Here is a 26578-nt window from a genome sequence, read left to right as displayed (position 1 = left end):
CTCCTACAGGGGTGTGACGGTATTGAAATTATTTAGTCCAGTCAGCTACGCGATCAGGGTGCTTTGCCACCCAGTCCTTGGCCGCTGCATCAGGCTTGGCACCGTCCTGAATCGCCAGCATGACCTCGCCGATTTCGTCTTTCGAGGCCCACTGGAAGTTTTTCAGGAACTTCGCCACTTCCGGCGCCTTGGCTTCCAGGCCTTTGCTGCCGATGCTGTTCACGGTTTCAGCAGCGCCATACACGCCTTTCGGGTCGTCAAGGAAGCGCAGTTTCCACTTGGCGAACATCCAGTGCGGCACCCAACCGGTGACGGCGATGGATTCGTTTTTCTTCTCGGCACGGGTCAGCTCGGCAATCATGCCGGCACCGGAACTGGCCTTGAGGCTGTACTTGTCGAGGCCGTAATCCTTAATCGCCTGATCAGTCTTGAGCATCACGCCTGAACCGGCGTCGATACCGACGATGCGGTTTTTGAAGGTGTCGTCAGTTTTAAGGTCTTCGATCGACTTGGCTTTGACGTACTCCGGCACGATCAGGCCGATTTTCGCATCCTTGAAGTTCGGGCCGTAATCGACGACCTGATCCTTGTTCTTGGTCCAGTAATCGCCATGGGTGATCGGGAGCCAGGCCGAGAGCATGGCGTCGAGTTTGCCGGTGGCAACGCCCTGCCACATGATCCCGGTGGCGACGGCTTGCAGCTTCACGTCATAACCGAGTTTCTGCTTGATCACTTCGGCCGCCACGTGGGTGGTCGCGACGCTGTCGGACCAGCCGTCAACGTAACCGATGTTCAGGGTCTGTTTTTCAGCGTTGGCGAAAGTGGAACTCATCGCAAGCGCCAGAACGGCACCTGCGCCTAACAGTCGTCGCATCTTCATCGTTACTTCCCCGAAATGCTGCGCCCGACGGATGCCGGACATCGTCAACGTATTGTTATGGTGCACAGCGCCCTCACCACCGCCGAGTGCAAACCCGTTCGAGCCACGGCGCGATTTATCCAAGGGTACTGACGCTTCGATCATCAACCTGACGCCGCTGGCGACCTGCTCTGTCAGCGACCTCAAGGCAACGAGAAACGACATCAGAACGCCATTAACCGCCCTTGAATATTTGACGCCAGACAATCCGCCCGAACTTTGCATGGGCAAGGCCTGCGAGCCACCTGCCCGTCCGTAAATGCAGGTAACATGCGCCGCTTTGCAGCCACTCGGCCCGACCATGTCCGCGACGTCCCGCTTCCCCCTTTTTGCTTATCTGTTCGCCTGCCTGCTCGGGCTGTTCGCCATCGGCGGTTTCTGGTACGGCCTCGGCCAACCGGTGGTGCTGCCGGACGCCGCGACACCGACGCACAAGCTGCAATGCGCCTCGTACACGCCCTTCGATAAAGACCAATCGCCGTTCGACGTCCCGTTCAAATTGCGTCCGGAGCGCATGGACGCTGACCTCGCGCTGCTGGCGACACGCTTTGAATGCATCCGCACCTACTCGATGACCGGGCTGGAGGCGATACCGGACCTGGCGCGTAAACATGGCCTGAAAGTAATGATCGGCGCCTGGGTCAACAGCAACCCGGTGGAGACTGAAAAAGAAGTCGATTTGCTGATCGCTTCGGCCAATGCCAATGCGGATGTGGTCAGCGCCGTGATCGTTGGCAACGAGGCCTTGCTGCGCAAGGAAGTCAGCGCCGCGCAACTGGTCCGACTGATCGACAAAGTCAAAAGCCAGGTCAAGCAGCCAGTGACTTACGCCGATGTCTGGGAATTCTGGCTCAAACACCCGGAAGTCGCGCCGGCCGTGGATTTCCTGACTATCCACCTGCTCCCCTATTGGGAAGATGCCCCGTCGAATATCGACGTCGCGCTGCAACACGTGGCGGACGTACGCCAGGTGTTCGGCCACAAGTTCGCGCCCAAAGACGTGATGATCGGCGAAACCGGCTGGCCGAGCGAAGGCCGCCAGCGCGAGACTGCGGTGCCGAGCCGGGTCAACGAAGCGAAATTCATTCGCGGCTTTGTTGCCATGGCCGAAAGAGAAGGCTGGCGTTACAACCTGATCGAAGCCTTCGATCAGCCCTGGAAGCGTGGCAGCGAAGGCGCGGTCGGCGGCTATTGGGGTCTGTTCGATGCCGATCGGCAGGACAAGGGCGTACTCGCCGGGCCGGTGAGCAATGTGCCGTACTGGCAACAGTGGCTGGCGGTCGGTGGTTTGATATTCCTTGGCACGCTGTTCCTTGGCGGTTGTGTCCGCACAACGCGCGCGGCGTTGCTGCTGCCGCTGCTGGGCGCCCTCGCCGCCTGCTCGCTGGGCGCCTGGGGGGATCTGGCGCGGCTGACCACGCGATTTGCCAGTGAATGGCTGTGGGTCGGCTTGCTGACCGCGTTGAATTTGTTGGTGCTCGCGCACGCCGCGCTGACGTTGAGTGCACGCAGCGGTTGGCGCTCACGCGCATTCGATTTCCTTGAGCGTCGCGCCGGCTGGCTGGTCGCGACGGCAGGCTTTGCGGCGGCGGTGATGATGCTGGAAATGGTCTTCGACCCGCGTTATCGCAGTTTCGCCAGCATGGCGTTCGTGCTGCCGGCGCTGGTTTATCTGTGCCGGCCGGTGAACGTGCCGCGGCGGGAGATCGCCTTGCTGACCTTTATGATCGGTGCAGGGATTGCACCGCAGTTGTATCAGGAAGGCTTGTTGAATCAGCAGGCGTGGGGTTGGGCGCTGGTCAGCGGGTTGATGGTGGCGGCGTTGTGGCGTTGCCTGCGGGTGCGCAGAACTTAAAGCTTCATGGGCTTCACTGGCCCTATCGCGAGCAGGCTCACTCCTACATTTTGGAATGCGTTCCCCTTGTAGGAGTGAGCCTGCTCGCGAAGACTGACTGTCAGGCGCCGCGAGAGGATCTGACCAAGCGCAACCCGGCAATCACCACCGCAAACACCGCCAACGTCGTGTTGTACAACGCCAGCGCCGGCAACCCGAACACCAGCGCCAGCACCGCCAGCCACCACCCTGCCCGTCCGGGCACAACGAAACCCGACACCGCTGTCCCCAGCGCCGCCCAGCCCAGCAGCTTGAAATGGATCATCAGCCCCAGGTTCGAACGCACCACGCATTCCCAACGGCTGGCCTCATCCACGCAGATGCCCACCCACTGTCCGTCTTCCATAAAGCCATATCGCGCGCCATAGCTGGCGGCCAGCCACAACGGCAACAGAACGAGCAGCACAATCACGGGCAAACGGCGGGACATGAAGCACTCCAATCTACGGAAATCGGCGGCCAGCTTAATCTGCCGTGGTCCATACGCAAGCGCTAACAACACTTAACTGTTCATCCAGGCCGTGCAAAGTGTATCGTCCAGCTACTATTACTCCGAATTCCGCCTGTTTGGTGCCGAGGCATGGCACTTTGGTGCAAACCCGGTGGTCATAGCCTGCGAACTTCATCCGGCACCTTCCTCTAAGGGATCTAGTCATGCTCCGTTCCTTGCGCTTCGCCGCGCTGTTCAGCGGCCTTATTTCGAGTGCGTCCGCACTGGCGGTGGATATCGACGCCGCCAGTTATGGCTACCCGCTGACCAACCCGTTCGAGGCGACCATCGCCACGACCCCGCCGGACCTGCGTCCGGAATTGCCGCTGGACGACGACATCAACCAGTCCGATCGCAGCCTTACGCTGCGCCCGGAGCGCGAGTTCCAGTTGCCGGACAATTTCTGGGCGGTAAAAAAGCTCACTTATCGCATCGCCACCCAGGACAAGCCGGCACCGCTGATCTTCCTGATTGCCGGTACCGGCGCGCGCTATGACAGCACCCTCAACGAATACCTGAAAAAACTCTATTACAAGGCCGGCTACCACGTCGTGCAGCTGTCGTCGCCCACCAGCTTCGACTTCATCAGCGCCGCCTCGCGTTTCGCCACCCCGGGCGTCACCAAGGAAGACGCCGAGGACATGTACCGGGTGATGCAAGCGGTGCGGGCGCAGAACCCGAAACTGCCGGTCACCGAGTATTACCTGACCGGCTACAGCCTCGGCGCGCTGGATGCCGCGTTCGTCGCGCACCTGGACGAGACGCGCCGCAGCTTCAACTTCAAGAAAGTCCTGCTGCTCAACCCGCCAGTCAACCTTTACACCTCGGTGACCAACCTCGACAAACTGGTGCAAACCGAGGTTAAAGGCATCAACAGCAGTACCACGTTCTATGAACTGGTACTGGGCAAGTTGACCCGCTACTTCCAGCAGAAGGGCTACATCGACCTCAACGATGCCTTGCTCTACGACTTCCAGCAGTCCAAGCAGCACCTGACCAATGAACAGATGGCCATGCTGATCGGTACGTCGTTCCGCTTCTCGGCAGCCGACATTGCCTACACCTCGGACCTGGTCAACCGTCGCGGGCTGATCACCCCGCCAAAGTACCCGATTACCGAAAGCACCAGCCTCACGCCTTTCCTCAAGCGTGCATTGCAGTGCGATTTCGACTGCTACCTGACCGAACAGGTGATTCCGATGTGGCGTGCGCGCACCGATGGCGGCAGCCTGCTGCAACTGATCGATCAGGTCAGCCTGTATGCGCTCAAGGATTACCTGCACGACAGCCCGAAAATCGCCGTGATGCACAACGCCGACGACGTCATCCTCGGCCCGGGCGACCTCGGTTTCCTGCGCAAGACCTTCGGTGACCGTCTGACCGTATATCCACTGGGCGGCCACTGCGGCAACCTTAACTACCGCGTCAACAGCGACGCCATGCTGGAGTTCTTCCGTGGCTAAATATCTCCTGCTGATTGCAGCGTTCCTCTGTGCAGGCGTGGCCCAGGCCGACAACAGCAAAGCCAATGCACCGGTGGTGGTCGACAGCGACGGTTTCAAGGAGCCGCTGACCAAACTCAAGTTCAACCCGGGCCTGGACCAGCGCGAGTTCGAGCGCTCGACGCTCAACGCGCTGAACGTCTACGACCCGCTGGAGTCGTGGAACCGTCGGGTCTATCACTTTAACTACCGCTTCGACCAGTGGGTGTTCCTGCCGGTGGTTGACGGGTATCGCTACATCACGCCGAGCTTCGTGCGCACCGGGGTGAGCAACTTCTTCAACAACATTGGCGACGTGCCGAACCTGGTCAACAGCCTGTTGCAGTTCAAGGGCCAGCGCTCGATGGAAACCACTGCGCGTCTGCTGCTCAACACCACCATCGGCATCGCTGGCCTGTGGGACCCGGCGACCGCCATGGGCCTGCCGCGCCAGAGCGAAGACTTCGGCCAGACCCTGGGCTTCTATGGCGTGCCGGGCGGCGCCTACTTCGTGCTGCCGATCTTCGGCCCCTCGAACATCCGCGACACTGCAGGCCTTGCCGTGGATTACACCGCCGACTCTGCGATCAACTTCCTCAATGTGGCGGAAGTCAGCTCCAACCATCCTGAAGTCTGGGCATTGCGTGCGATCGACAAGCGCTATCAGACCAGCTTCCGCTATGGCCAGATGAACTCGCCGTTCGAGTACGAGAAAGTGCGTTACGTGTACACCGAGGCGCGTAAATTGCAGATTGCCGAGTAATTTCGGCGGGTACAAAAAAGGGCCATTCGATGCAAGTCGAATGGCCCTTTTTCATGGCAACACCCACCAACTGTAGGAGTGAGCCTGCTCGCGATAGCGGCGTGTCAGACGATTAATTTGTGTCTGATACACTGCTATCGCGAGCAGGCTCACTCCTACAAGGGTTCGTGTTCAGCCTTTTATTGCGCGCCAGATCTTGCCGACGACGGCAACCACCGCCAACACCACCGCCCCGGCAATAATCCCCGCCACGCCATTGAGCAGCATCGGCACCGCGAAGCCGGCACTGCCCGCCGCCGCGCCAACGCCTTCAATCCAGTGATGCACCACCGGCACGCCGTGGGTGAGGATGCCGCCGCCGACCAGAAACATCGCCGCCGTACCGACCACCGACAGGGTTTTCATCATGTATGGCGCCGCGCTGAGGATGCCGCTGCCGATTTTTTTCGCCATTTGCCCAGGCTTCTGGGTCAGCCACAGGCCCAGGTCGTCGAGTTTGACGATGCCGGCGACCAGGCCGTAAACGCCCACAGTCATGACGAGGGCGATGCCGGACATCACCACCACTTGCTGGGTCAGTGAGGCATCCGCCACTGTGCCAAGGGTGATGGCAATAATTTCTGCCGAGAGGATGAAGTCTGTGCGAACTGCGCCCTTGATCTTGTCTTTCTCAAAAGCGACCAGATCGGTGGCCGGGTCGGCGACGGCTTCGGTCAGCTGCGCATGCCCGGCTTCGTCTTCCGCTTTGCTGTGCAGAAATTTGTGCGCGAGCTTTTCGAAACCCTCGAAGCACAAGTACGCACCACCGACCATCAGCAGTGGCGTCACCAGCCATGGCACGAACGCACTGATCGCCAGCGCCGACGGCACCAGGATCAGTTTGTTGACGAACGAGCCCTTGGCCACCGCCCAGACCACGGGAATTTCCCGCTCGGCACGCACGCCGGAGACCTGCTGGGCATTGAGCGCCAGATCGTCACCGAGCACGCCGGCGGTCTTCTTCGCAGCCATTTTAGTCATCAATGCAACGTCATCCAGAACGGTGGCGATGTCATCGATCAGCACCAGCAAACTGCTTCCTGCCATGAATCCTGTTTCCTTCTGTGTATGAATGTTGCCAAGCATAACGCGACCGCCGGCCACAGGCTGCATTGTTGAGCGTCGCTCAAGGCCGGTGCTACCATGCGCCACCGCCAGAACAGGCAAGGAATCACCGGGTTTATGAGCACAATCCGCGAGCGTAACAAAGAACTGATCCTGCGCGCCGCCAGCGAAGAGTTTGCCGACAAGGGCTTCGCGGCGACCAAAACCAGCGACATCGCCGCCAAGGCGGGATTGCCCAAGCCCAACGTCTATTACTACTTCAAGTCCAAGGAAAACCTCTACCGCGAGGTGCTGGAAAGCATCATCGAGCCGATTTTGCAGGCCTCGACGCCGTTCAACCCGGACGGCGTGCCGAGCGAGGTGCTGAGCGGCTACATCCGCTCGAAAATCCGCATCTCCCGCGACCTGCCCTTCGCCTCCAAGGTGTTTGCCAGCGAAATCATGCACGGTGCCCCACACCTGAGCGCCGATCTGGTCGAACAACTCAACGCCCAGGCCAAGCACAACATCGATTGCATCCAGAGCTGGATCGACCGCGGCCAGATCGCCCCGATCGACCCCAACCACCTGATGTTCAGCATCTGGGCCGCGACCCAGACCTACGCCGACTTCGACTGGCAGATTTCTGCGGTGACCGGCAAAGACAAGCTGGACGAGGCGGATTACGAGGCCGCGGCGCAGACGATTATCCGTTTGGTGTTGAAAGGGTGTGAGCCGGACTGAAAGACCGTAGCGATGCTATCGCGAGCAGGCTCACTCCTACAGGGGAATGCATTCCAACTTGTAGGAGTGAGCCTGCTCGCGATCGAGGCGACGCGGTCCCGGCTCAAACCCAGATCGCCCCCCAAAGCGGATATTCGCTAATCCTGTCAACCAGCCCCGCGCGCAATGGATTGGCTACTACATACCGCGCCATTTTCACTAAATCATCGTCCTTTCGCAGCGCCCGATCATGAAAACCTCTCTGCCAGAGCACGCTGATTTCACCAGTCGCTTGCCTCACAGACCTGGTGCTCAGCGACTTGGTTTTTTGCATCAGCGCACTCAATGAACCGCTTCGTAATTCAATCAGCCAATGGAAATGGTCTGGCATGACAACCCAGGCCAGTGAATTTACCAATCCCGATTCTTGCGCATTCTGGAACTGGTCAGCGACCAGCCTACCCAAGGCAAAATCCGTAAAGATCGGCCTTCGTTGATGGGTGTTACTGGTCAGCAGATAGATTCGGCTGACTTCGGCATAGCGTCCGACTCGCAATTTATGTGCAGCAGGTAGATCCGGCATTCCTTTGCCTCCTGTGACCAAGTCATAAAAGGCTAGTACGGGGAATGCGGATGGAGCGGGCTAACTGTTGGCAGGATGTGTCTGGGAGATAGCTATCGCGAGCAGGCTCACTCCTACACGGGATTTGTGGGATTCAGACATTTTGTGTCCAGCACAAATCCCCTGTAGGAGTGAGCCTGCTCGCGATAGCGTTTATTCAATCAACGCAGATTCACGCCCCCGCATCCGCCCTCAAATCCAGCGCCTCAACCGCCCTGATCGCCACCTGCTCATCCACATCCGACAGATCCCCGCTGATCCCGATCGCGCCCAGCACTTCCCCTGTCTGATTGCGAATCAACACCCCACCCGGAGCTGGTACGACGCTGCCCTCGCCCATGCTGTTGAGGGCGGCAAAAAAAGCTGGGCGTTGTTGCGCGTCCTGCGCCAGTAGCCGTGAGCCTTTGCCCAAGGCGATGGCGCCCCAGGCTTTGCCGATGGCGATATTGGGGCGCAGCAGGCTGGCGCCGTCTTCGCGTTGCAGGGCGATCAGGTGGCCGCCGGTGTCGAGTACCGCGATGGTCAGCGGCGCGGCGTTGATGCCGCGCCCTGCGCTGATGGCTTCGCTGACCAGGTTGACTGCGACTTTCAAGGTTAAAGCGCTCATGGTGCCGTCCTCATTTTGTTATAGGGAAAGTCGTGGGACTGCGCGTTTGTGCCGCAGTCCGATGACATAAATAGAACACAATGATCTATTTTTTTGTATACAATAATTCTCGAAAAGCGCCGCATGCGACGAAAAGCCACAGCAAAGTGGGCTTCCGACGAATGAAACAGACGCTTGAGAAAATGGATTGACCTGCGCCGTCCGCCGTGAATACACTCTGCGCAAAGCCACTTGTATACAATTACAAAACGTAAAGAGGCACAAAACCATGAGCAAAATGAGAGCAATCGAAGCCGCCGTTCTGGTGATGCGCCGTGAAGGGGTTGATACCGCTTTTGGCATCCCGGGCGCAGCGATCAACCCGCTGTACTCCGCCTTGCAGAAGGTCGGTGGCATCGATCACGTCCTTGCTCGCCACGTTGAAGGCGCCTCGCACATGGCCGAGGGCTACACCCGCACCAAGGCCGGCAACATCGGCGTGTGCATCGGTACATCCGGCCCGGCCGGTACCGACATGGTCACCGGGCTCTACAGCGCCTCGGCCGACTCGATTCCAATCCTCTGCATTACAGGGCAAGCACCCCGCGCCCGTATGCACAAGGAAGACTTCCAGGCGGTCGACATCACCAGCATCGTCAAGCCAGTCACCAAGTGGGCAACCACCGTTCTCGAACCGGGCCAGGTGCCTTACGCGTTCCAGAAAGCTTTTTATGAAATGCGCTCCGGCCGCCCAGGCCCGGTGCTGATCGATCTGCCGTTCGACGTGCAGATGGCCGAAATCGAATTCGACATCGACGCCTATCAGCCGCTGCCACTGGCCAAACCGACTGCGACCCGCGTGCAGGTCGAGAAAGCCCTGGCGTTACTGGATCAGGCCGAGCGTCCACTGCTGGTTGCCGGTGGCGGCATCATCAACGCCGATGCCAGCGATCTGCTGGTCGAGTTCGCCGAGCTGACCGGCATCCCGGTCATCCCGACCCTGATGGGCTGGGGCACCATTCCTGACGATCACCCGTTGATGGTCGGCATGGTCGGTTTGCAGACGTCGCACCGTTACGGCAACGCGACGATGCTCAAATCCGACGTGGTGCTGGGCATCGGTAACCGTTGGGCCAACCGTCACACCGGTTCGGTGGATGTCTACACCGAAGGTCGCAAGTTCATTCACGTCGACATCGAAGGCACGCAAATCGGCCGTGTGTTCACCCCGGACCTGGGCATTGTTTCCGACGCAGCCGCCGCGCTGACGGTGTTCATCGAAGTCGCCCGTGAATGGCAAGCCGCCGGCAAGCTGAAAAACCGCAGCGCGTGGCTGCAGGATTGCCAGCAGCGCAAGGCCAGCCTGCATCGCAAAACCCACTTCGACAACGTGCCGGTCAAGCCGCAGCGCGTTTACGAAGAAATGAACCAGGTGTTCGGTAAAGACACCTGCTACGTCAGCACCATTGGTCTGTCGCAGATTGCCGGCGCGCAGTTCCTGCATGTCTACAAGCCGCGTCACTGGATCAACTGTGGCCAGGCTGGCCCGTTGGGCTGGACCATTCCGGCGGCGCTGGGCGTGGTCAAGGCCGATCCGAACCGCAAAGTCGTGGCCCTGTCGGGGGACTATGACTTCCAGTTCATGATCGAAGAACTGGCGGTCGGCGCTCAGTTCAAACTGCCGTACATCCACGTCGTGGTGAACAACTCGTACCTGGGCCTGATCCGTCAGGCACAGCGCGGGTTCGAAATGGACTACTGCGTGCAGCTGTCCTTCGATAACCTGAACGCGCCGGAACTCAACGGTTACGGTGTCGACCACGTCGCGGTTGCCGAAGGCCTCGGCTGCAAGGCGCTGCGGGTGTTCGAACCGTCGGAGATCGCCCCTGCCCTGCGCAAGGCTGAACAGATGATCGAAGAGTTCAAGGTGCCGGTGATCGTCGAGATCATTCTGGAGCGTGTGACCAACATCTCCATGGGTACCGAGATCAACGCGGTCAACGAGTTTGAAGACCTGGCACTGGTCGGCAACGACGCGCCGACGGCGATTTCGTTGCTTGACTGATTGCTGACTGCTCTCCCTGTGGGAGCGAGCCATGTGGCGAGGGAGCTTGCTCCCGCCGGGGCGCGAAGCGGCCCAGATCGTGGGTCTGCTACGCAGCCCAGCGGGAGCAAGCTCCCTCGCCACACCGGCTCGCTCCCTCAGGAGTTCCTCACAAGATTACGGGAGACCACCATGCCGCGTTTCGCAGCCAACCTGTCCATGCTGTTCACCGAACAGGATTTCCTTGCCCGTTTCGACGCCGCCGCCAAGGCCGGTTTCAGTGGCGTGGAATACCTGTTTCCGTACGATTTCAGCTCCGCCGAGATCAAGTCCAAACTCGACGCCAACGGTCTGACCCAAGTGCTGTTCAACCTGCCGGCCGGTGACTGGGCCAAGGGCGAGCGTGGTATCGCCTGCCTGCCGGACCGGGTCGAAGAGTTCCGCGCCGGGGTCGATCTGGCGATTGCCTACGCGCAAGTGCTGGGCAACACTCAGGTCAACTGCCTGGCCGGTATCCGCCCGCAAGGCGTCGACGATGCCACGATTGAAAAGACCTTCGTCGCCAACCTCAAATACGCCGCCGACAAGCTGCAAGCAGTGGGCATCAAGCTGGTGATGGAAGCGATCAACACCCGCGACATCCCCGGCTTCTACCTGAACAACACCGCGCAGGCCCTGTCGATTCGCGAGCAGGTCGGCAGCGCCAATCTGTTCCTGCAATACGACATCTATCACATGCAAATCATGGAAGGCGATCTGGCCCGCACCCTGCAATCGCACCTGGGCGAGATCAACCATGTGCAGCTCGCGGACAACCCGGGGCGCAACGAACCGGGCACCGGTGAGATCAACTACCGCTTCCTGTTCGAACACCTCGACCGCATCGGTTATCAGGGTTGGGTGGGTTGCGAGTACAAGCCGCTGACCACCACTGAAGCAGGCCTGGGCTGGCTGAAGTCGCACAACGCAATCTAAGAACACCGCAAATCCCCTGTAGGAGTGAGCCTGCTCGCGATGAGGCCGGCACATTCAATATCGATGCTGCCTGACAGAACGCTATCGCGAGCAGGCTCACTCCTACAGAAAAGCAGCTCCCCTATTTGCTTGAGCACGACAAAAACAAGAGGATTTTCTCATGGCTAAAATCGGATTTATCGGCACCGGCATCATGGGCCACCCAATGGCGGCGAACCTGCAGAAAGCCGGTCACAGCCTGTTCCTGTCGCAGCACCACGACGCTGCCCCGGCCGATCTGGTCGCCGCTGGCGCCGTCGCCTTGGCCAACCCGCGCGAAGTGGCGCAGGAAGCCGAATTCATCATCGTCATGGTCCCGGACACCCCGCAGGTTGACGATGTGCTGTTCCGCGCCGACGGTGTTGCGGCTGGCATCGGCAAGGGCAAAGTGGTCATCGACATGAGCTCGATCTCGCCGACCGCCACCAAGGCCTTCGCGGCGAAGATCAACGAGAAAGGTGCGCAGTATCTCGACGCGCCGGTGTCCGGCGGTGAAGTCGGCGCCAAGGCCGCGACCCTGAGCATCATGGTCGGTGGCGATGCCGATGCCTTCGAACGTGCCCTGCCGCTATTCCAGGCCATGGGCAAGAACATCACCCTGGTCGGTGGCAACGGTGACGGTCAGACCGCCAAGGTCGCCAACCAGATCATCGTCGCACTGAACATTCAGGCGGTCGCTGAAGCCCTGCTGTTCGCCTCGAAAAACGGCGCCGATCCAGCCAAGGTGCGCGAAGCGCTGATGGGCGGTTTCGCCTCTTCGAAGATTCTTGAAGTGCACGGCGAGCGCATGATCAAGGGCACCTTCGATCCAGGCTTCCGCATCAGCCTGCACCAGAAGGACCTGAACCTGGCCCTGCAAGGCGCCAAAGAGTTGAACATCAACCTGCCGAACACCGCCAACGCCCAGCAAGTGTTCAGCACCTGCGCGGCCATCGGTGGCAGCAACTGGGACCACTCGGCGCTGATCAAGGGCTTGGAACACATGGCCAACTTCTCGATTCGCGACAACAAATAAGCCTTCATCAATCCTGTAAGAGTGAGCCTGCTCGCGATGAATTCACCGCGGTGAACCAGAGTCACCGCGCCGCCTGGATCGCGAGCAGGCTCACTCCTACAGGGACCTGAGTTGCCCTTTCGAATAACAAGAATTCCGGGAGCCCGCCATGTCGGCCGATCCGCAACAACTGCTGCGCGAGCTGTTTGCCACAGCCATCGACGCGGCCCATCCGAACCAAGTCCTCGAAGCCCATTTGCCCGCCGACCGCAGCGGCCGGGTGATCGTCATCGGTGCCGGCAAAGCCGCGGCCGCCATGGCCCAGGTCGTCGAGCGTTGCTGGGAAGGTGAAGTCACCGGCCTGGTGGTGACCCGTTACGGTCACGGCGCCCCGTGCGAAAAAATCGAAGTGGTCGAAGCCGCCCATCCGGTGCCGGACGCCGCCGGTCTGGCCGTGGCCAAACGCGTGCTGGAACTGGTCAGCAACCTCAGCGAAGACGACCGCGTGATCTTCCTGCTCTCCGGCGGCGGCTCTGCCCTGCTCGCCTTGCCGGCCGAAGGCATTACCCTCGCCGACAAGCAATCGATCAACAAAGCCTTGCTGAAATCCGGCGCGACCATCGGCGAGATGAACTGCGTGCGCAAGCACCTCTCGGCGATCAAGGGCGGGCGCCTCGGCAAAGCCTGCTGGCCTGCCACGGTTTACACCTACGCGATTTCCGATGTACCGGGCGACCTCGCCACCGTCATCGCCTCCGGCCCGACCGTGGCCGACCCAAGCACGTCGGCCGAAGCGCTGGCGATCATCAAGCGCTACGGCATCGACATTCCGGCCTCGGTGCGCAACTGGCTGCAACGCCCGGAATCGGAAACCGTCAAACCCGGCGACCCGAGTCTGGCGCGCAGCCATTTCCAGTTGATCGCCCGTCCACAGCAATCGCTGGATGCCGCGGCGGTGAAATGCCGTCAGGCCGGTTTCAGCACCTTGATTCTCGGCGACCTCGAAGGCGAATCCCGCGAAGTGGCGAAAGTCCACGCTGGCATCGCCCGACAGATCATCAACCACGGCCAGCCACTCGCCGCGCCGTGCGTGATTCTTTCCGGCGGTGAAACCACAGTGACCGTGCGCGGCAACGGCCGTGGCGGACGCAACGCTGAATTCCTTCTCAGCCTGACCGACAACCTCAAGGGCCAGGCCGGCGTCTATGCGCTGGCCGGCGACACCGATGGCATCGATGGCTCGGAAGACAATGCCGGCGCGATCATGACCCCGGACAGCTACGCCCGCGCCGCCGCCCTCGGTTTGAGCGCCAGCGACGAGCTGGATTACAACAACGGTTACGGCTACTTCCAGGCGCTCGATGCGCTGATCGTCACCGAGCCGACCCGCACCAACGTCAACGACTTCCGCGCCATCCTGATCCTTGAGAACTGCAAATCATGACGCCTGATAAAAAGGTCAAAATCCTCGCCACCCTCGGGCCTGCGGTTGATGGCATCGACGACATCCGCGAGCTGGTCGAGGCCGGGGTGAATATCTTCCGCCTGAACTTCAGCCACGGCGATCACGCCGACCATGCCAAGCGCTATCAGTGGATCCGCGAAGTCGAGCGCCAGCTCAATTATCCGCTGGGCATCCTCATGGACTTGCAAGGGCCGAAACTGCGTGTCGGCAAGTTCGCCGACGGCAAGGTGCAACTGCATCGCGGTCAGGCGTTCCGTCTCGATCTCGATGCGACGCCGGGCGATGAACGCCGAGTGAACCTGCCGCATGCGGAAATCATCGCAGCGCTGGAAGCCGGTATGGATCTGCTGCTCGACGACGGCAAACTGCGCCTGCGCGTGGTGACCAAATACGCCGATGCGATCGACACCACGGTGCTCAACGGCGGCGAACTGTCAGACCGCAAAGGCGTGAACGTGCCGCAAGCGCTGCTCGACCTCAGCCCGCTGACCACCAAGGATCGCCGCGATCTGAGCTTCGGTCTGGAGCTGGGTGTCGACTGGGTCGCGCTGTCGTTCGTGCAGCGCCCGCAGGACATCATCGAAGCTCGCGCGCTGATCGGCGACAAGGCCTTTCTGATGGCGAAAATCGAAAAACCGTCGGCGGTCGAACAACTGCGTGAAATCGCTGAACTGAGCGACGCGATCATGGTGGCGCGCGGCGACCTTGGCGTCGAAGTGCCGGCCGAAAGCGTGCCGCAGATTCAGAAAAACATCATCACCACCTGCCGCGAACTCGGTAAACCGGTGGTGGTGGCGACGCAGATGCTCGAATCGATGCGCTTCTCCCCGGCACCGACCCGCGCCGAGGTCACCGACGTCGCCAACGCCGTGGCCGAAGGCGCCGATGCGGTGATGCTGTCGGCGGAAACCGCGTCCGGCGAGTATCCGCTGGAAGCCGTGCAAATGATGAGCAAGATCATCCGCCAGGTGGAAAACGGCCCGGATTATCAGACCCAGCTCGACGTCAGCCGACCGAAAGCCGAAGCCACCGTTTCCGATGCAATCAGCTGCGCAATCCGCCGTATCAGCAACGTGCTGCCAGTGGCGGTGCTGGTCAATTACAGCGAGTCGGGCGCCTCGACGCTGCGCGCCTCGCGCGAGCGACCGAAAGCGCCGATTCTCAACCTGACGCCGAACCTGCAAACCGCGCGGCGCTTGAGCGTGGCGTGGGGGATTCATTCGGTGGTCAACGATCGCCTGCGTCAGGTTGATGAGGTCTGCTCGACGGCGCTGGAGATCGCCCAGGCGCAGGGCATGGCCGAGCGTGGCGACACCCTGCTGATCACCGCCGGCGTGCCGTTCGGACAGCCGGGGTCGACCAATTCGCTGCGCATCGAGACCTTGATCTAAAGATAGTTACACAACCCTGTGGCGAGGGGATTTATCCCCGATTGACTGTGCAGCAGTCATAGCTTTTCGGACATGACGGTTTTCACAGAAAAACCGCATTTACCGACTTTGGGGCCGCTTCGCAGCCCATCGGGGCGGTGCGACGTTTCGCTAAATCCCCTCGCCACAGTTATTTGCAAGACCTATTGACGTTCCAACTGCCCAGATTTTCTCAACATGCCTGCCAATCACTTCAACACCCACTGCCCCGACTGGGCCGAGGCTTTGCTCAACGGCTTCAGTCAAATCTTCTTCCAGCGCCATCCGCTGTGCGGCCTGCTGTGTCTGTTGGCGATTCTGCTGACCGTGCCGGTGCTGTTCGCCGGGGCGTTGCTCGGTGGCGTCGCCGGGTTGCTGACCGCGCAACGGCGCAACTACGCCAAGGCCGATCGCCAGGCCGGATTGTTCAGCTATAACGGCGTGCTGCTGGGCCTGTTGCTGAGCCTGTACTTCCCGTGGTCGCCGCTGCTACCGCCGCTGATTCTGGCGGCCGGCGGCTTGAGCGCGATGCTCACGCAGCAATGGCTCCAACACGTGTACCGCAGCCGCGCCATACCGGCCTACACCTCGCCGTTCGTAGCGATCAGTTGGCTGCTGCTGGTGTTCGCCGAACCGTCCGCGCCGGCGGCCACCATCGAATTGCACACCGTCAATGTGCTGGCCGCTGAACTGCGGGGCTTCGGCCAGGTGATGTTCCTCGACCATCCGTTGGCCGGGGCGTTGATCGCCAGCGGTTTGCTGATGGCCGACCGCCGGGCTTTCTGCTGGGCGCTGTTCGCGTCGGCAATCGGCCTCGGTTCGAGTCTGCTGCACCACGAAACCTCTGCCGCACTGGCCGGACTCGGCAGCTACAACGCCATACTCGCCGCCCTCGCCTTCAGCGCTCAGCGCCAACATCCGTGGCTGCCGCTGCTCGGAATCGTCCTGGCACTGTTGGTGACGCCGTTGTTCGCCGCGCTCGGACTGGCGACGCTGACCGCGCCGTTCATCCTCTCCTGCTGGCTGACCCGCGTCGGCCTGCAGATGCTTGGCAAAGCGTCGCTGGCGCATGAGCCTTGCGCTCACGGGGACAATCACCCTAGGCTGCGCTGATCTTCGATTCAGGCGTTATCCATGGACAGCAGCAACAATTGGCGCGAACGGCTTTTCGTCATGATTTTCCAGAGCGACACCCCGGCCGGGCGTCGCTTCGACGGCATTCTGCTGTTGATCATCCTCGCCAGTCTGGTGATCGTGATGCTCGACAGTATCGACAGCGTCCACCGCAATTACGCCGACCTACTGGCCTACATCGAGTGGGGTTTCACGGCGATCTTCCTCGGCGAGTACATCCTGCGCCTGTATTGTTCACCCAAACCGCTGCGCTATGCCTTCAGCTTTTACGGACTGGTGGACCTGCTGGCGATCGTGCCCGGCATCCTCGCGTTGTATTACAGCGATGCGCAGTACCTGCTGATCATCCGCATCATCCGCATGCTGCGGATCTTCCGCGTACTCAAGCTCAGTCCGTACCTCAAGCAAGCCAACTATCTGATGTCGGCGCTGCGCGGCAGCAAGCAGAAAATCGTCGTGTTTCTGGTCAGCGTCTGCACGCTGGTGACGGTGTTCGGCACGCTGATGTACGTGATCGAAGGCCCGGAACATGGCTTCACCAGCATTCCCAAAGGCATCTATTGGGCGATCGTGACCTTGACCACGGTGGGCTTCGGCGACATCGTGCCGAAGACGCCCCTGGGTCAGGTGGTCTCGTCGCTGGTGATGATTACCGGTTACTCGATCATCGCCGTGCCCACTGGGATTTTTACCGCAGAACTGGCCAATGCGATGCGTGGCGAGCAGCTGCAACATGACTGCCCGGGGTGTCAGAAAAAGAACCATGAGCAAAGTGCGGCGTTCTGTTCGCGCTGCGGCAGTCAGCTGTTCAAAAAAGTGGAATAAGCACAGAGCTTTTTAATCTTTAAGCGACTATGCCGGCACCGTTATAGTCAGTGGCAATTAAACATCACCCCCGTTTGACGATAATCAACAAGGAATGCGCAGTGAAAAAACTCTTTGGCGCCTCACTTCTCGCCGCTGGCCTGGCCTTGGCCAACATCGCTCAGGCAGCCCCGACCCTGCTTAACGTTTCCTACGACGTGATGCGCGATTTCTACAAGGACTACAACACTGCGTTCCAGAAACACTGGCAAGCCGAGCGCAACGAAAACATCACCGTACAGATGTCCTTCGGCGGGTCGAGCAAGCAGGCGCGCTCGGTAATCGACGGCTTGCCGGCCGACGTCATCACTATGAACATGGCCACCGACATCAACGCCCTCGCCGACAACGGTAAACTGGTGCCGGACAATTGGGTCACGCGCCTGCCGAACAACAGCGCGCCGTTCACCTCGGCCACGGTGTTCATTGTCCGTAAGGGCAACCCGAAAGCCCTGAAGGATTGGCCCGATCTGCTCAAGGACGGCGTGCAGGTGATCGTGCCCAACCCGAAAACCTCCGGTAATGGCCGTTACACCTACCTGTCGGCCTGGGGTTACGTGCTGAAAAACGGTGGCGACGAGAACAAGGCCAAGGACTTCGTCGGCAAACTGTTCAAGCAAGCGCCTGTGCTGGACACCGGTGGCCGCGCCGCCACCACCACGTTCATGACCAACCAGATCGGCGACGTGCTGGTGACCTTCGAGAACGAAGCGGAAATGATCGCCCGCGAATTTGGTCGCGATCAGTTTGAAGTGGTTTATCCGAGCGTTTCCGCCGAGGCCGAGCCACCGGTGTCCGTGGTCGATAAAGTTGTCGACAAGAAAGGCTCGCGCGCCGCGGCTGACGAATACCTGAAGTACCTGTGGTCGCCACAAGGTCAGGAAATTGCTGCAGCCAATTACCTGCGCCCGCGTGATCCCGCGGTGCTGGCGAAATACACCGACCGTTTCCCGAAAGTCGATTTCCTCTCGGTGGAGAAGACCTTTGGTGACTGGCGCACGGTGCAAAAAACCCACTTTAACGATGGCGGCGTGTTTGACCAGATTTATACCGGACAGTAAGGCTTGATCGATCAAAACAAGGCGACCCACTGAGGTCGCCTTTTTCATGCGTCTGCATCACCCTCACTCATTCAAAATTAAGTAACCAATCATTACCACGAGTAATAAGAGTTATTATCCGAAAGCGCCTTCTGCCGACCCGCGCTGTCCATTAGCCTCACCGCTTTCCCTGTGCCCGACCTGAGTAATCCTATGACCGCCACCCCTCACGCAATGACCCGAGGCATGGTCCTGCTGTTCGCTTTCTGCTGCGGCGCCATCGTTGCCAACATCTACTACGCGCAACCGATCATCGGCCTGATTGCGCCAGACATCGGCCTGTCCGACACGATGGCCAGTTTCATCGTCTCGTTGACCCAGATCGGTTATGCGCTGGGCCTGTTTTTTCTGGTGCCGCTGGGCGATCTGCTGGAAAACCGACGCCTGATGATCATCACTACGGTGGTTGCGATTGCCAGTCTGCTGGGCGCCGCGTTTACCGAGCAGCCCAATGTGTTCCTGCTGATCTCATTGCTGGTCGGCTTCAGTTCGGTGTCGGTGCAAATCCTGATTCCGCTGGCGGCGCATCTGGCGCCGGAAGAATCTCGCGGTCGCGTGGTCGGCGGGATCATGGGCGGTTTGCTGCTGGGCATTCTGTTGGCGCGACCGGTGTCGAGCGTGGTCGCCGATCACCTTGGCTGGCGGGCCATGTTCGTGATCGCCGCCGCGTTGATGGCGGCGATCAGCGTGGTCTTGGCGTTGACCGTGCCCAAGCGCCAGCCCGATCACAGCGCAACCTACGGGCAATTGATCGGCTCGCTGTGGACGCTGCTGCGCCAGCAACCGGTGCTGCGTCAGCGGGCGTTTTATCAGGGCTGCATGTTTGCCACGTTCAGCCTGTTCTGGACCGCCGTGCCGCTGGAACTGGCACGCAACCATGGCCTGTCGCAAAGCGAAATTGCGATCTTCGCCCTGGTCGGCGCCATCGGTGCCATCGCCGCGCCCATCAGCGGCCGTCTCGCCGACGCCGGCCACACGCGCATTGCTTCGCTGATGGCCATGCTGTTCGCCAGCCTGAGCTTCCTGCCCGCCTTCATTCACCCGGCCTACAGCGTCATTGGCCTGGCCGTGACCGGCGTGGTCCTGGATTTTTGCGTGCAGATGAACATGGTCCTCGGCCAACGCGCGGTGTACTCGCTGGACGCGAAAAGCCGTGGTCGCCTCAACGCGCTGTACATGACCAGCATCTTCATCGGCGGCGCGTTCGGCTCGTCGGTGGCCAGCGCTGTGTACGAACATGGCGGCTGGTTGTGGATCGTGATTGTGGGCAGCGTGTTTCCGCTGTTGGCGTTGTTGCGGTTTTTGAGTGCATCGCGACGGGCTTCATTCGCGACGGCATGAGGCGTCAAAAGCTTCGCGAGCAAGCTCGCTCCCACAGGTCGCTTCCTGAGGTGATGTCATTGTGGGAGCGAGCCTGCTCGCGAAGGCGTCAGTTCAGGCCATATTTTCGCTGACTGGCACACCTCTTTCGCGAGCAGGCTCGCTCCCACATTGGCCATGCGCTCAATAACGAATCAGTTTCTCCATCGCCGCATCCGCCAGAAACGAAGAGCGGCTTTTGACGTTATGCTCACGAACATAGCGGTCGATGCGCTGAATCACATAGCCGGGCAGCGTAACGTTGACCTTCTCGGTCTTGCCCAGGTACGGCGAGATATCCAGCTCCAGCATGCCCCAGCCCATCCCGGCAAAATCCGGATGGTTGCGATGCGCCGCTGCCGAGGTCGGCATCGGAATCGCCCGCCCGGCCGCCGCGATTTCTTGCAGCATGAGGTGCGCGACTTCCACGGCAGCGTTGTACGCTTCTTCAAAACTGTCCCCGGCCGTGACTGCGCCGGGAATATCGGGGATCTGAATACCGATGGCAGTGTTCTCGTCACCCCATTCGATACAGATGGGATATTGCATTACGGATCTCCTTCATGACGGGTTGGAGGGCTGAACAACCCTGCACGCCGCCGGATGCTTTTGACTGTCCCCAGCGGTTCCTTCTTCGGGATGCGGGACAGCAATCGTGTTCGGGTTGTAGCGATGAGTGAAGATGTGATGACTGCCCGCAACCCGATCCAGCGTCCAGCCCGCCTCCTCCAGCTCCTTCATCAATAGCCAACCGCCTCCTTGGCTTGGTCTACTAAAAGCAACCCTAGAGTTATCTTTACTCAAGCACAGAATGGTATGGCGCGATGGCTCGTTGTTTTGCGAGATATTCCTGAGACAATTTTCGTTTATTGCGATTTTCGTTTAATTCGAATAACGTTTCGCGCATCGCCCATAGAATGCTGGAACAGTCTTATGTCCACCGCTATTCCCTCCGCTATCAATCTGCCAGTTGAACGAGAAGTCAAAGCTGCGATTGAAGGCCAGCGCACCTTGACCGCTTTCCTCGCAACGGGTTTTGAAACTCAGCGCATCCAGATCTTTGATGAACAGAACGAAGCCCACAGCGTCGAGCTGCCTACGTCCGCATTGCGCTTACTGAGCGATATCCTCGCCGCGCTGGCGGAGGGCAACGCCGTAAAGGTGGTGCCGATCCACGCCGAGCTGACCACTCAAGAAGCGGCCGACCTGCTCAACGTCTCACGTCCGCACATGATCAAACTGCTGGAGAGCGGTGAGATTTCCTACCACAAAACAGGCAAGCACCGACGTGTGCGTTTTGCTGATCTGATGGAATATAAAACCCGGCGAGACACCGCCAGCGAGCAGGCAATGACGCTTCTCGCGGAGCAGGCACAGGCGCTAAGGACAGGATACGAGTGAGGCATTCCTCTTTCACTGCTGTATACGATGCATGCGTCTTATATCCGGCCCCCTTGAGAGACTTCCTGATGTGGCTCGCGTTATCAGGGCTATATCGGGCTCGCTGGACACCGGAGATACATCACGAATGGAAGCGCAATTTGTTGAAGAACCGGTCAGACCTGACCGTCGAACAACTCGACCGCACATCGCAATTGATGGACCTCGCCATTCCAGACGCTTGTATTGATGGCTACGAAGACTTGGTGTTCGGACTGACACTGCCTGATGAGAACGACCGCCATGTTCTGGCAGCTGCTATCCGATGTGGCGCCGATGTAATCGTGACCTTCAACCTGAAAGATTTTCCAGCCCGATACCTCGCGCCATACGGCATCGAAGCTCAACATCCGGATGAGTTTGTGGAAAACCTTTTCCATCTTGATTCCGCTGCCGTCGTCGCTGCTGCTCAAAGCCAGCGCCGACAACTGAAAACGCCCACGGTGGAAGTGGACAAATATCTTGGCCTTCTACAACGGCAAGGCTTGGTCGAATCGGTAAAGGCGTTAAGCATTTATCGTGCGATTCTCTGAAAATCAGACGCACAAAAGAACGGCGATCCCAGGATCGCCGTTTCTCTTACTGCCCGAACTTCTTCCCCAACCCCGGCGGTACGCCGTGGATGTTGGTGTCTTCCCACGGGCCGTTGGGGCTGACCGCGCGGCTCCAGCCGTTGTTCCAGCGGTAGTAGGTGCGCTGGCGGTAGAAGGTGTTGGTCTGGTCGTCGAGGACGTAGACGCCGAGCTTCTGGTCCCAGTGGCTGTTGCCGCCTGGAGGCGGAGCGAAGCTGGCCGAGGTGCGCGGGACTGGCTTGGCGGGTTTGGCCGGGATGCTTTTGCCCGGTGTCGGCGAGGTCGAGGGGGTCGGGCCTGGCTGGGACGGCGGGATCGGCGGCAGGCTGGTTGTCGGTTCCGGTCGTTGTACCGCACATGCACTCAAGCCCAGGGCCAGTGTGAGGACTGTGATACGGGCGATGGTGTGCATGGCGGTGCTTTCCTGTGGTTCCGGTTATTGGTCCGGGCTGTCGATCGTGAGTGTTTGTAGCGCGGTGGTACTGCTGGCCAGAGGGCCGCTGCGACCAACCCATTCACCGGCGGTCGGTTGACCGGCCCGGGAGATGCGCGCAACGAGTTGGACTTCCGGAAAGTTGGACAGTTTCAACTGCGGCATCATTGCGTCGGCATCACCCAGTTCAACGGTCACCGGCAGATCGGCGACGGTCAGGCGCTTGGCCGCCAACGGTGCCGGTGGACCGGAGGTGGCGCGGGCGAAGATGAACACGCTGTCGCCCGGTTTCACCTTGCCCTTGAGTTCACTGGCGAGATCGACGCTTACTTTCAGCAACGCGGTTTTCGGCGCTGGCGCCTGGGCCACCTTGCCGCCGCTGGCTTGCAGGCGTTCGGCGGCGCGCTGGATGCCACCTTGCAGCGCCGCACGGGAATTGTCATCCGCTGGCAGTTGCGCGAGCAGGCGATTCCAATAGTCGATGGCCTCCTGATAGCGCTGGCCCTCGAATGCGGCGATACCGAGCAGGCCAAGGCTGGTGACTTCTTTCGGATCGGCCTTCAAGGCTTCGTCGGTCAGCGCCTGAATCTTCTCCGACCATTTTTTGCCGTCAGCAAAATACTGCGCCTGCGCCCATTGGCCGAGCAGTTCGGGCTGGCGGCCAGAGAGGTTGGCGGCGCGCTCGAACAACTTCGCCGCCTCTGCCGGGCGCTCCTGAGCCATGTAGGTGCGACCGAGGAAATACAGGCCTTCAGCCGAATCCGGCTGCGCGGCAACGGCACGCTCCAGACGCTGGGTCATCTCTTCCATCGACTGCGGCGCCTGGGCGAATTCGCGGGTCAGTTCGACCTTGTCGGCGGCACCGAAATGCAGGTAAAGACCAAAGCCCAACACCGGCACCAGCACGGCGGCCAGCAGCGGCAATGGCTTGCCCAGGCGCGAGACACGCGGCGCGGCAACGCCTTCGGTATCGGCGAGCAACTCTCGCGCCGCTTCCGCGCGGCCGCTGTCCAGTTGCGCGGCATCCAGCACGCCCTCGGCCTGCTGCGCTTGCAACTCGGCGACACGTTCTTGATACAGCGCGACGTTCAGCGCGGTGCGATCCTCTTCACGCTGAGCGCGACGTTCACGCAGCACCGGGATCAGCAAAAAACTCAGGGCGACCAGAAGCAACAGCCCTGCGGCAAGCCAGAAATCAATCATTCTTGGTTTTTATCCAACAGTTGGTCGAGGCGCTGACGTTCTTCGGCGGACAGCGATGACGGTGTTTCGGCACGTTGCCCGCGACGTCGACGGACAATTAGCGCGATCACCACGAAACCACCGAGCAGCAAACCGGCCGGGCCGAACCACAGCAGCGCGGTCTTGGCGTTGAGCGCCGGATTGTAGCGGACGAAATCACCGTAGCGATCAACCATGAAGTCGATAATCTGCTGGTTGTCCTTGCCCTCGCCGAGCATGCGGAAAATCTCTTTGCGCAGGTCAGCTGCAATCGGTGCGTTGGAGTCGGCGATGTCCTGGTTCTGGCACTTGGGGCAGCGCAGTTCCTTGGTCAGTTCGCGAAAACGCTCGCGGTCGCCTTCTTTGGCAAACTCGTAGGTATCGATGGCCGCGTGGGCGACACCGGTCAGGCTCAAGCCCAACACCAATGCTGCGAGAAAGCGCTTCATGGCTGAGCCTCATCAACCAGCGCCTGATACTTGGCCGCGAGTTTCTCGCGCCAGACCTGCTCATCGATCACCCCGACGAACTTGTCGCGGATGATGCCTTTGGCATCGATGAAGAAGGTTTCCGGCGCGCCGTAGACACCGAGATTGAGGCCCAGCGAGCCTTCGTCGTCGCGGATATCCAGCGCATAGGGATTGTGGAACTCGGCCAGCCACTTCAAGGCGTCGGCGTTGGTGTCCTTGTAATTGATGCCGTAGATCACCACGCCGCGCTCGGCGAGTTTGTTCAGCACCGGATGCTCGACCCGGCAGGAAATGCACCAGGTGCCCCAGACATTGACCAGCGCCGGTTTGCCGAGAATGTCAGCCTTGGTCAGCGTCTTGTCACCTTGCACGCTCGGCAGGGAAAACTCCGGGAACGGCTTGTTGATCATCGCCGACGGCAGCTCTGCCGGATCCAGGTACAAGCCACGATAAAGAAACACCGCCACCAACAGGAAAATCGCCAGCGGCAGCAACATCAACCAACGTCTCATGCCGCCGCTCCCGTCATGCCCAATGCTTCACGCACTTTGCTTTTAACCTTGACCCGATAACGCCGATCCAGCGCCGCGAGCAAGCCACCGAACCCGGTGAGCAAGCCACCAAACCAGATCCAGCGCACAAATGGTTTGACGTGTACGCGCACCGCCCAGGCGCCGTTGCCCAGCGGTTCGCCAAGGGCAACGTAGAGGTCGCGGGTGAAACCAGCGTCGATCCCGGCTTCGGTCATCACTGAGTTCTGCACGGTGTACAACCGTTTTTCCGGGTGCAGCACGCTGATTTCCTTGCCGTCGCGAATCACCCGAACGGTGCCTTTGTCCGAGGTGAAGTTTGGCCCTTCGAAATGCTTGGCGCCTTCGAAGACGAACTGATAACCGCCCAGATCCATCGATTCCCCCGGCGCCAGACGCAGATCGCGCTCGGCACTGTTCTGGCTCGACAACACCACCCCGAGCGCGCACACGGCGATGCCCAGGTGGGCAATCTGCATGCCCCAATAGCTGCGGGTCAGCGTCGGCAGGCCTTTGATCAAGCCTTTGTGCCGCGTTTTGTCGAACAGGTCGCGCATACCGGCAAGCAACACCCACGCGGCGAGCAGGAAAGTCGCGATCACCGCCCAATTGAAATCGCCGTACGCCACGCCTGCGACCACCGCCAGCGCGACGCTGCCGAGCAACACCGGGGTGAGCATGCTTGCCAGCCATTTCACCGGGGTGTCTTTCCAGCGCACGATCACACCGACCGCCATCACCAGCATCAACAGGGCCATCAACGGAATGAACAGCGCGTTGAAATACGGCGGGCCGACCGACAGCTTGGCGCCACTGATGGCATCGAGAATCAGCGGGTACAAGGTGCCGAGCAGGATCATCGACGCAGCCACGACCAGTACCAGGTTGTTGCCCAGCAATAGAGTCTCACGCGACCACAGGTTGAAGCCGACCTGACTCTTCACCACCGGCGCGCGCAGGGCAAACAGGGTCAGCGAGCCACCGACGACGAACAGCAGGAAAATCAGAATGAACACGCCGCGCTCAGGGTCCGAGGCAAACGCGTGCACCGACGTCAGCACCCCCGAGCGCACGAGGAAGGTGCCGAGCAGGCTCAGGGAGAATGCGGCGATCGCCAACAAAACCGTCCAGCTCTTGAACACGCCACGTTTTTCGGTGACGGCCAGCGAGTGAATCAGCGCGGTGCCGACCAGCCATGGCATGAACGAGGCGTTTTCCACCGGGTCCCAGAACCACCAGCCGCCCCAGCCGAGTTCGTAATACGCCCACCACGAACCGAGGGTGATGCCGATGCCGAGGAAGGCCCAGGCGACGATGGTCCAGGGCCGCGACCAGCGCGCCCACGCCGCATCGAGGCGACCACCGAGCAGCGCGGCGATGGCAAAAGCGAAGGCCACGGAGAAGCCGACGTAACCCATGTAGAGCATTGGCGGATGCACGATCAGGCCGATGTCTTGCAGCAGAGGGTTGAGGTCGCGGCCGTCGGCCGGAATCTGCGGCAGGATGCGCGAGAACGGGTTCGAGGTGAGAATCAGGAACAGCAGGAAACCGGTGCTGATCATGCCCATCACCGCCAATACGCGGGCGAGCATGACTTGCGGCAACTGTCGTGAGAACACCGACACGGCGAAAGTCCAGCCGCCGAGGATCAGCGCCCACAGCAGCAGCGAGCCTTCATGAGCGCCCCATACCGCGCTGAATTTGTAGTACCACGGCAGCGCGCTGTTGGAGTTCATCGCCACATACGCCACGGAGAAATCATCGACCATGAACGCGTAAGTCAGGCAGCCAAAGGCAAACAGCAGAAAGGCGAACTGGCCCCACGCCGCCGGTTGCGCCAGGCTCATCCACAAACGGTCGCCGCGCCAGGCGCCGAGCATCGGCACCACCGCTTGCACCAGCGCGAAACACAGGGCCAGGATCATTGCCAGGTGGCCCAGTTCAGGAATAAAGATCCCGGACGTCATT

Annotated in this window: 26 protein-coding genes and 1 pseudogene; 15 read left to right on the top strand and 12 right to left on the bottom strand. The window is 60.4% G+C overall.

Annotated features, from left to right (window positions below; all coding sequences use genetic code 11):
* Positions 1-28: 28 nt before the first annotated feature.
* Positions 29-880 (bottom strand): glycine betaine ABC transporter substrate-binding protein, encoded by an 852-nt coding sequence (locus HU765_RS10670; RefSeq protein WP_186620317.1) that lies wholly within the window; start codon positions 878-880, stop codon positions 29-31.
* 298 nt (positions 881-1178) lie between these two features.
* Between HU765_RS10670 and HU765_RS10665 the strand changes: the two genes are divergently transcribed.
* A complete protein-coding gene (locus HU765_RS10665) occupies positions 1179-2774 on the top strand; it encodes a glycosyl hydrolase family 17 protein (protein WP_186620315.1) in 1596 nt (531 codons plus the stop codon).
* A gap of 100 nt (positions 2775-2874) precedes the next feature.
* Here the strand turns inward: HU765_RS10665 and HU765_RS10660 are convergent, their stop codons facing one another.
* A complete protein-coding gene (locus HU765_RS10660; protein ID WP_186620314.1) occupies positions 2875-3243 on the bottom strand; it encodes a hypothetical protein in 369 nt (122 codons plus the stop codon).
* Between the two features lie 224 nt (positions 3244-3467).
* Here HU765_RS10660 and HU765_RS10655 point away from each other — a divergent pair, with 224 nt between their 5' ends.
* Together HU765_RS10655 and HU765_RS10650 are read left to right on the top strand one after the other, a co-directional pair.
* Positions 3468-4766, top strand: a complete 1299-nt coding sequence (locus HU765_RS10655; RefSeq protein ID WP_186551054.1) for a serine/threonine protein kinase — start codon at positions 3468-3470, stop codon at positions 4764-4766.
* Positions 4759-5547, top strand: a complete 789-nt coding sequence (locus HU765_RS10650; protein WP_186551055.1) for a VacJ family lipoprotein — start codon at positions 4759-4761, stop codon at positions 5545-5547. The genes HU765_RS10655 and HU765_RS10650 overlap by 8 nt, the downstream gene beginning before the upstream one ends.
* 171 nt (positions 5548-5718) lie before the next feature.
* Here the strand turns inward: HU765_RS10650 and HU765_RS10645 are convergent, their stop codons facing one another.
* Positions 5719-6633, bottom strand: coding sequence for a DUF808 domain-containing protein (locus HU765_RS10645; RefSeq protein ID WP_186620312.1), 915 nt, complete (start codon positions 6631-6633; stop codon positions 5719-5721).
* Positions 6634-6768: 135 nt separating this feature from the next.
* On the opposite strand from HU765_RS10645, the gene HU765_RS10640 reads away from it, so the two are divergent.
* Positions 6769-7374, top strand: coding sequence for a TetR/AcrR family transcriptional regulator (locus HU765_RS10640; RefSeq protein ID WP_186551057.1), 606 nt, complete (start codon positions 6769-6771; stop codon positions 7372-7374).
* A gap of 103 nt (positions 7375-7477) precedes the next feature.
* Here the strand turns inward: HU765_RS10640 and HU765_RS10635 are convergent, their stop codons facing one another.
* The gene (locus HU765_RS10635; RefSeq protein ID WP_186620310.1) at positions 7478-7936 is read right to left on the bottom strand and encodes a transposase; all 459 of its coding nucleotides are present in this window, start codon (positions 7934-7936) and stop codon (positions 7478-7480) included.
* 211 nt (positions 7937-8147) lie between these two features.
* Positions 8148-8582, bottom strand: a complete 435-nt coding sequence (locus tag HU765_RS10630) for a heme-binding protein (RefSeq protein ID WP_186620308.1) — start codon at positions 8580-8582, stop codon at positions 8148-8150.
* 268 nt (positions 8583-8850) lie between these two features.
* Between HU765_RS10630 and gcl the strand changes: the two genes are divergently transcribed.
* The 9 genes from gcl to HU765_RS10585 all read left to right on the top strand — a co-directional run bounded on the left by gcl (position 8851) and on the right by HU765_RS10585 (position 19926).
* On the top strand, positions 8851-10626 hold the full coding sequence (gene gcl, locus HU765_RS10625) for a glyoxylate carboligase (RefSeq protein WP_186551060.1): 1776 nt from the start codon (positions 8851-8853) through the stop codon (positions 10624-10626).
* 171 nt (positions 10627-10797) lie between these two features.
* Entirely contained in the window at positions 10798-11580 is a 783-nt protein-coding gene (hyi, locus tag HU765_RS10620) for a hydroxypyruvate isomerase (protein ID WP_186620306.1), read from the top strand.
* A gap of 160 nt (positions 11581-11740) precedes the next feature.
* Complete coding sequence (locus HU765_RS10615; RefSeq protein ID WP_016771028.1) at positions 11741-12634, top strand: 2-hydroxy-3-oxopropionate reductase; 894 nt, start codon at positions 11741-11743, stop codon at positions 12632-12634.
* A gap of 148 nt (positions 12635-12782) precedes the next feature.
* Positions 12783-14057 (top strand): glycerate kinase, encoded by a 1275-nt coding sequence (locus HU765_RS10610; protein WP_186620300.1) that lies wholly within the window; start codon positions 12783-12785, stop codon positions 14055-14057.
* Positions 14054-15469 (top strand): pyruvate kinase, encoded by a 1416-nt coding sequence (pyk, locus tag HU765_RS10605; protein WP_186620298.1) that lies wholly within the window; start codon positions 14054-14056, stop codon positions 15467-15469. The genes HU765_RS10610 and pyk overlap by 4 nt, the downstream gene beginning before the upstream one ends.
* Positions 15470-15685: 216 nt before the next feature.
* Positions 15686-16600 carry an urea transporter gene (locus HU765_RS10600; protein WP_186620296.1) on the top strand — a complete coding sequence of 305 codons (915 nt, stop codon included), beginning with the start codon at positions 15686-15688 and terminating at the stop codon, positions 16598-16600.
* A gap of 21 nt (positions 16601-16621) precedes the next feature.
* Entirely contained in the window at positions 16622-17446 is an 825-nt protein-coding gene (locus HU765_RS10595; protein WP_186620294.1) for an ion transporter, read from the top strand.
* 101 nt (positions 17447-17547) lie between these two features.
* Positions 17548-18546: a sulfate ABC transporter substrate-binding protein gene (locus tag HU765_RS10590; RefSeq protein ID WP_186620292.1), complete on the top strand. Its 999-nt coding sequence runs from the start codon at positions 17548-17550 to the stop codon at positions 18544-18546.
* A 192-nt stretch (positions 18547-18738) separates the two neighbouring features.
* Positions 18739-19926: an MFS transporter gene (locus HU765_RS10585; RefSeq protein WP_186620290.1), complete on the top strand. Its 1188-nt coding sequence runs from the start codon at positions 18739-18741 to the stop codon at positions 19924-19926.
* Positions 19927-20088: 162 nt separating this feature from the next.
* Here the strand turns inward: HU765_RS10585 and HU765_RS10580 are convergent, their stop codons facing one another.
* A complete protein-coding gene (locus tag HU765_RS10580) occupies positions 20089-20493 on the bottom strand; it encodes a type II toxin-antitoxin system HicB family antitoxin (RefSeq protein WP_186620288.1) in 405 nt (134 codons plus the stop codon).
* Positions 20493-20685 (bottom strand): annotated as a pseudogene (locus HU765_RS10575) (type II toxin-antitoxin system HicA family toxin). Before HU765_RS10575 ends, HU765_RS10580 begins: the two are co-directional and overlap by 1 nt.
* A 192-nt stretch (positions 20686-20877) precedes the next feature.
* Here HU765_RS10575 and HU765_RS10570 point away from each other — a divergent pair.
* Both HU765_RS10570 and HU765_RS10565 read left to right on the top strand, forming a co-directional pair.
* Complete coding sequence (locus tag HU765_RS10570; protein WP_186552062.1) at positions 20878-21345, top strand: helix-turn-helix domain-containing protein; 468 nt, start codon at positions 20878-20880, stop codon at positions 21343-21345.
* Positions 21342-21917, top strand: a complete 576-nt coding sequence (locus HU765_RS10565) for a PIN domain-containing protein (protein ID WP_186620286.1) — start codon at positions 21342-21344, stop codon at positions 21915-21917. Before HU765_RS10570 ends, HU765_RS10565 begins: the two co-directional genes overlap by 4 nt.
* 46 nt (positions 21918-21963) lie before the next feature.
* Here HU765_RS10565 and HU765_RS10560 read toward each other — a convergent pair whose 3' ends face one another.
* Genes HU765_RS10560 through HU765_RS10540 form a run of 5 tightly spaced genes read right to left on the bottom strand, consistent with a single transcriptional unit; the run spans position 21964 to position 26577 of the window.
* The gene (locus HU765_RS10560; protein ID WP_186552061.1) at positions 21964-22368 is read right to left on the bottom strand and encodes a hypothetical protein; all 405 of its coding nucleotides are present in this window, start codon (positions 22366-22368) and stop codon (positions 21964-21966) included.
* A 24-nt stretch (positions 22369-22392) separates the two neighbouring features.
* On the bottom strand, positions 22393-23592 hold the full coding sequence (gene ccmI / locus HU765_RS10555) for a c-type cytochrome biogenesis protein CcmI (RefSeq protein WP_186620284.1): 1200 nt from the start codon (positions 23590-23592) through the stop codon (positions 22393-22395).
* Positions 23589-24059: a cytochrome c-type biogenesis protein gene (locus HU765_RS10550; RefSeq protein WP_186620277.1), complete on the bottom strand. Its 471-nt coding sequence runs from the start codon at positions 24057-24059 to the stop codon at positions 23589-23591. The genes ccmI and HU765_RS10550 overlap by 4 nt, the downstream gene beginning before the upstream one ends.
* Positions 24056-24592 (bottom strand): DsbE family thiol:disulfide interchange protein, encoded by a 537-nt coding sequence (locus HU765_RS10545; protein WP_186620275.1) that lies wholly within the window; start codon positions 24590-24592, stop codon positions 24056-24058. Before HU765_RS10545 ends, HU765_RS10550 begins: the two co-directional genes overlap by 4 nt.
* The gene (locus HU765_RS10540; RefSeq protein ID WP_186620273.1) at positions 24589-26577 is read right to left on the bottom strand and encodes a heme lyase CcmF/NrfE family subunit; all 1989 of its coding nucleotides are present in this window, start codon (positions 26575-26577) and stop codon (positions 24589-24591) included. The genes HU765_RS10545 and HU765_RS10540 overlap by 4 nt, the downstream gene beginning before the upstream one ends.
* Position 26578 lies beyond the last annotated feature (1 nt).

It is taken from the genome of Pseudomonas sp. SWRI81 (genome assembly GCF_014268545.1).
Taxonomy (GTDB): Bacteria; Pseudomonadota; Gammaproteobacteria; order Pseudomonadales; family Pseudomonadaceae; genus Aquipseudomonas; species Aquipseudomonas hamedanensis.
This window is presented reverse-complemented; position numbering and strand designations above follow the sequence as displayed.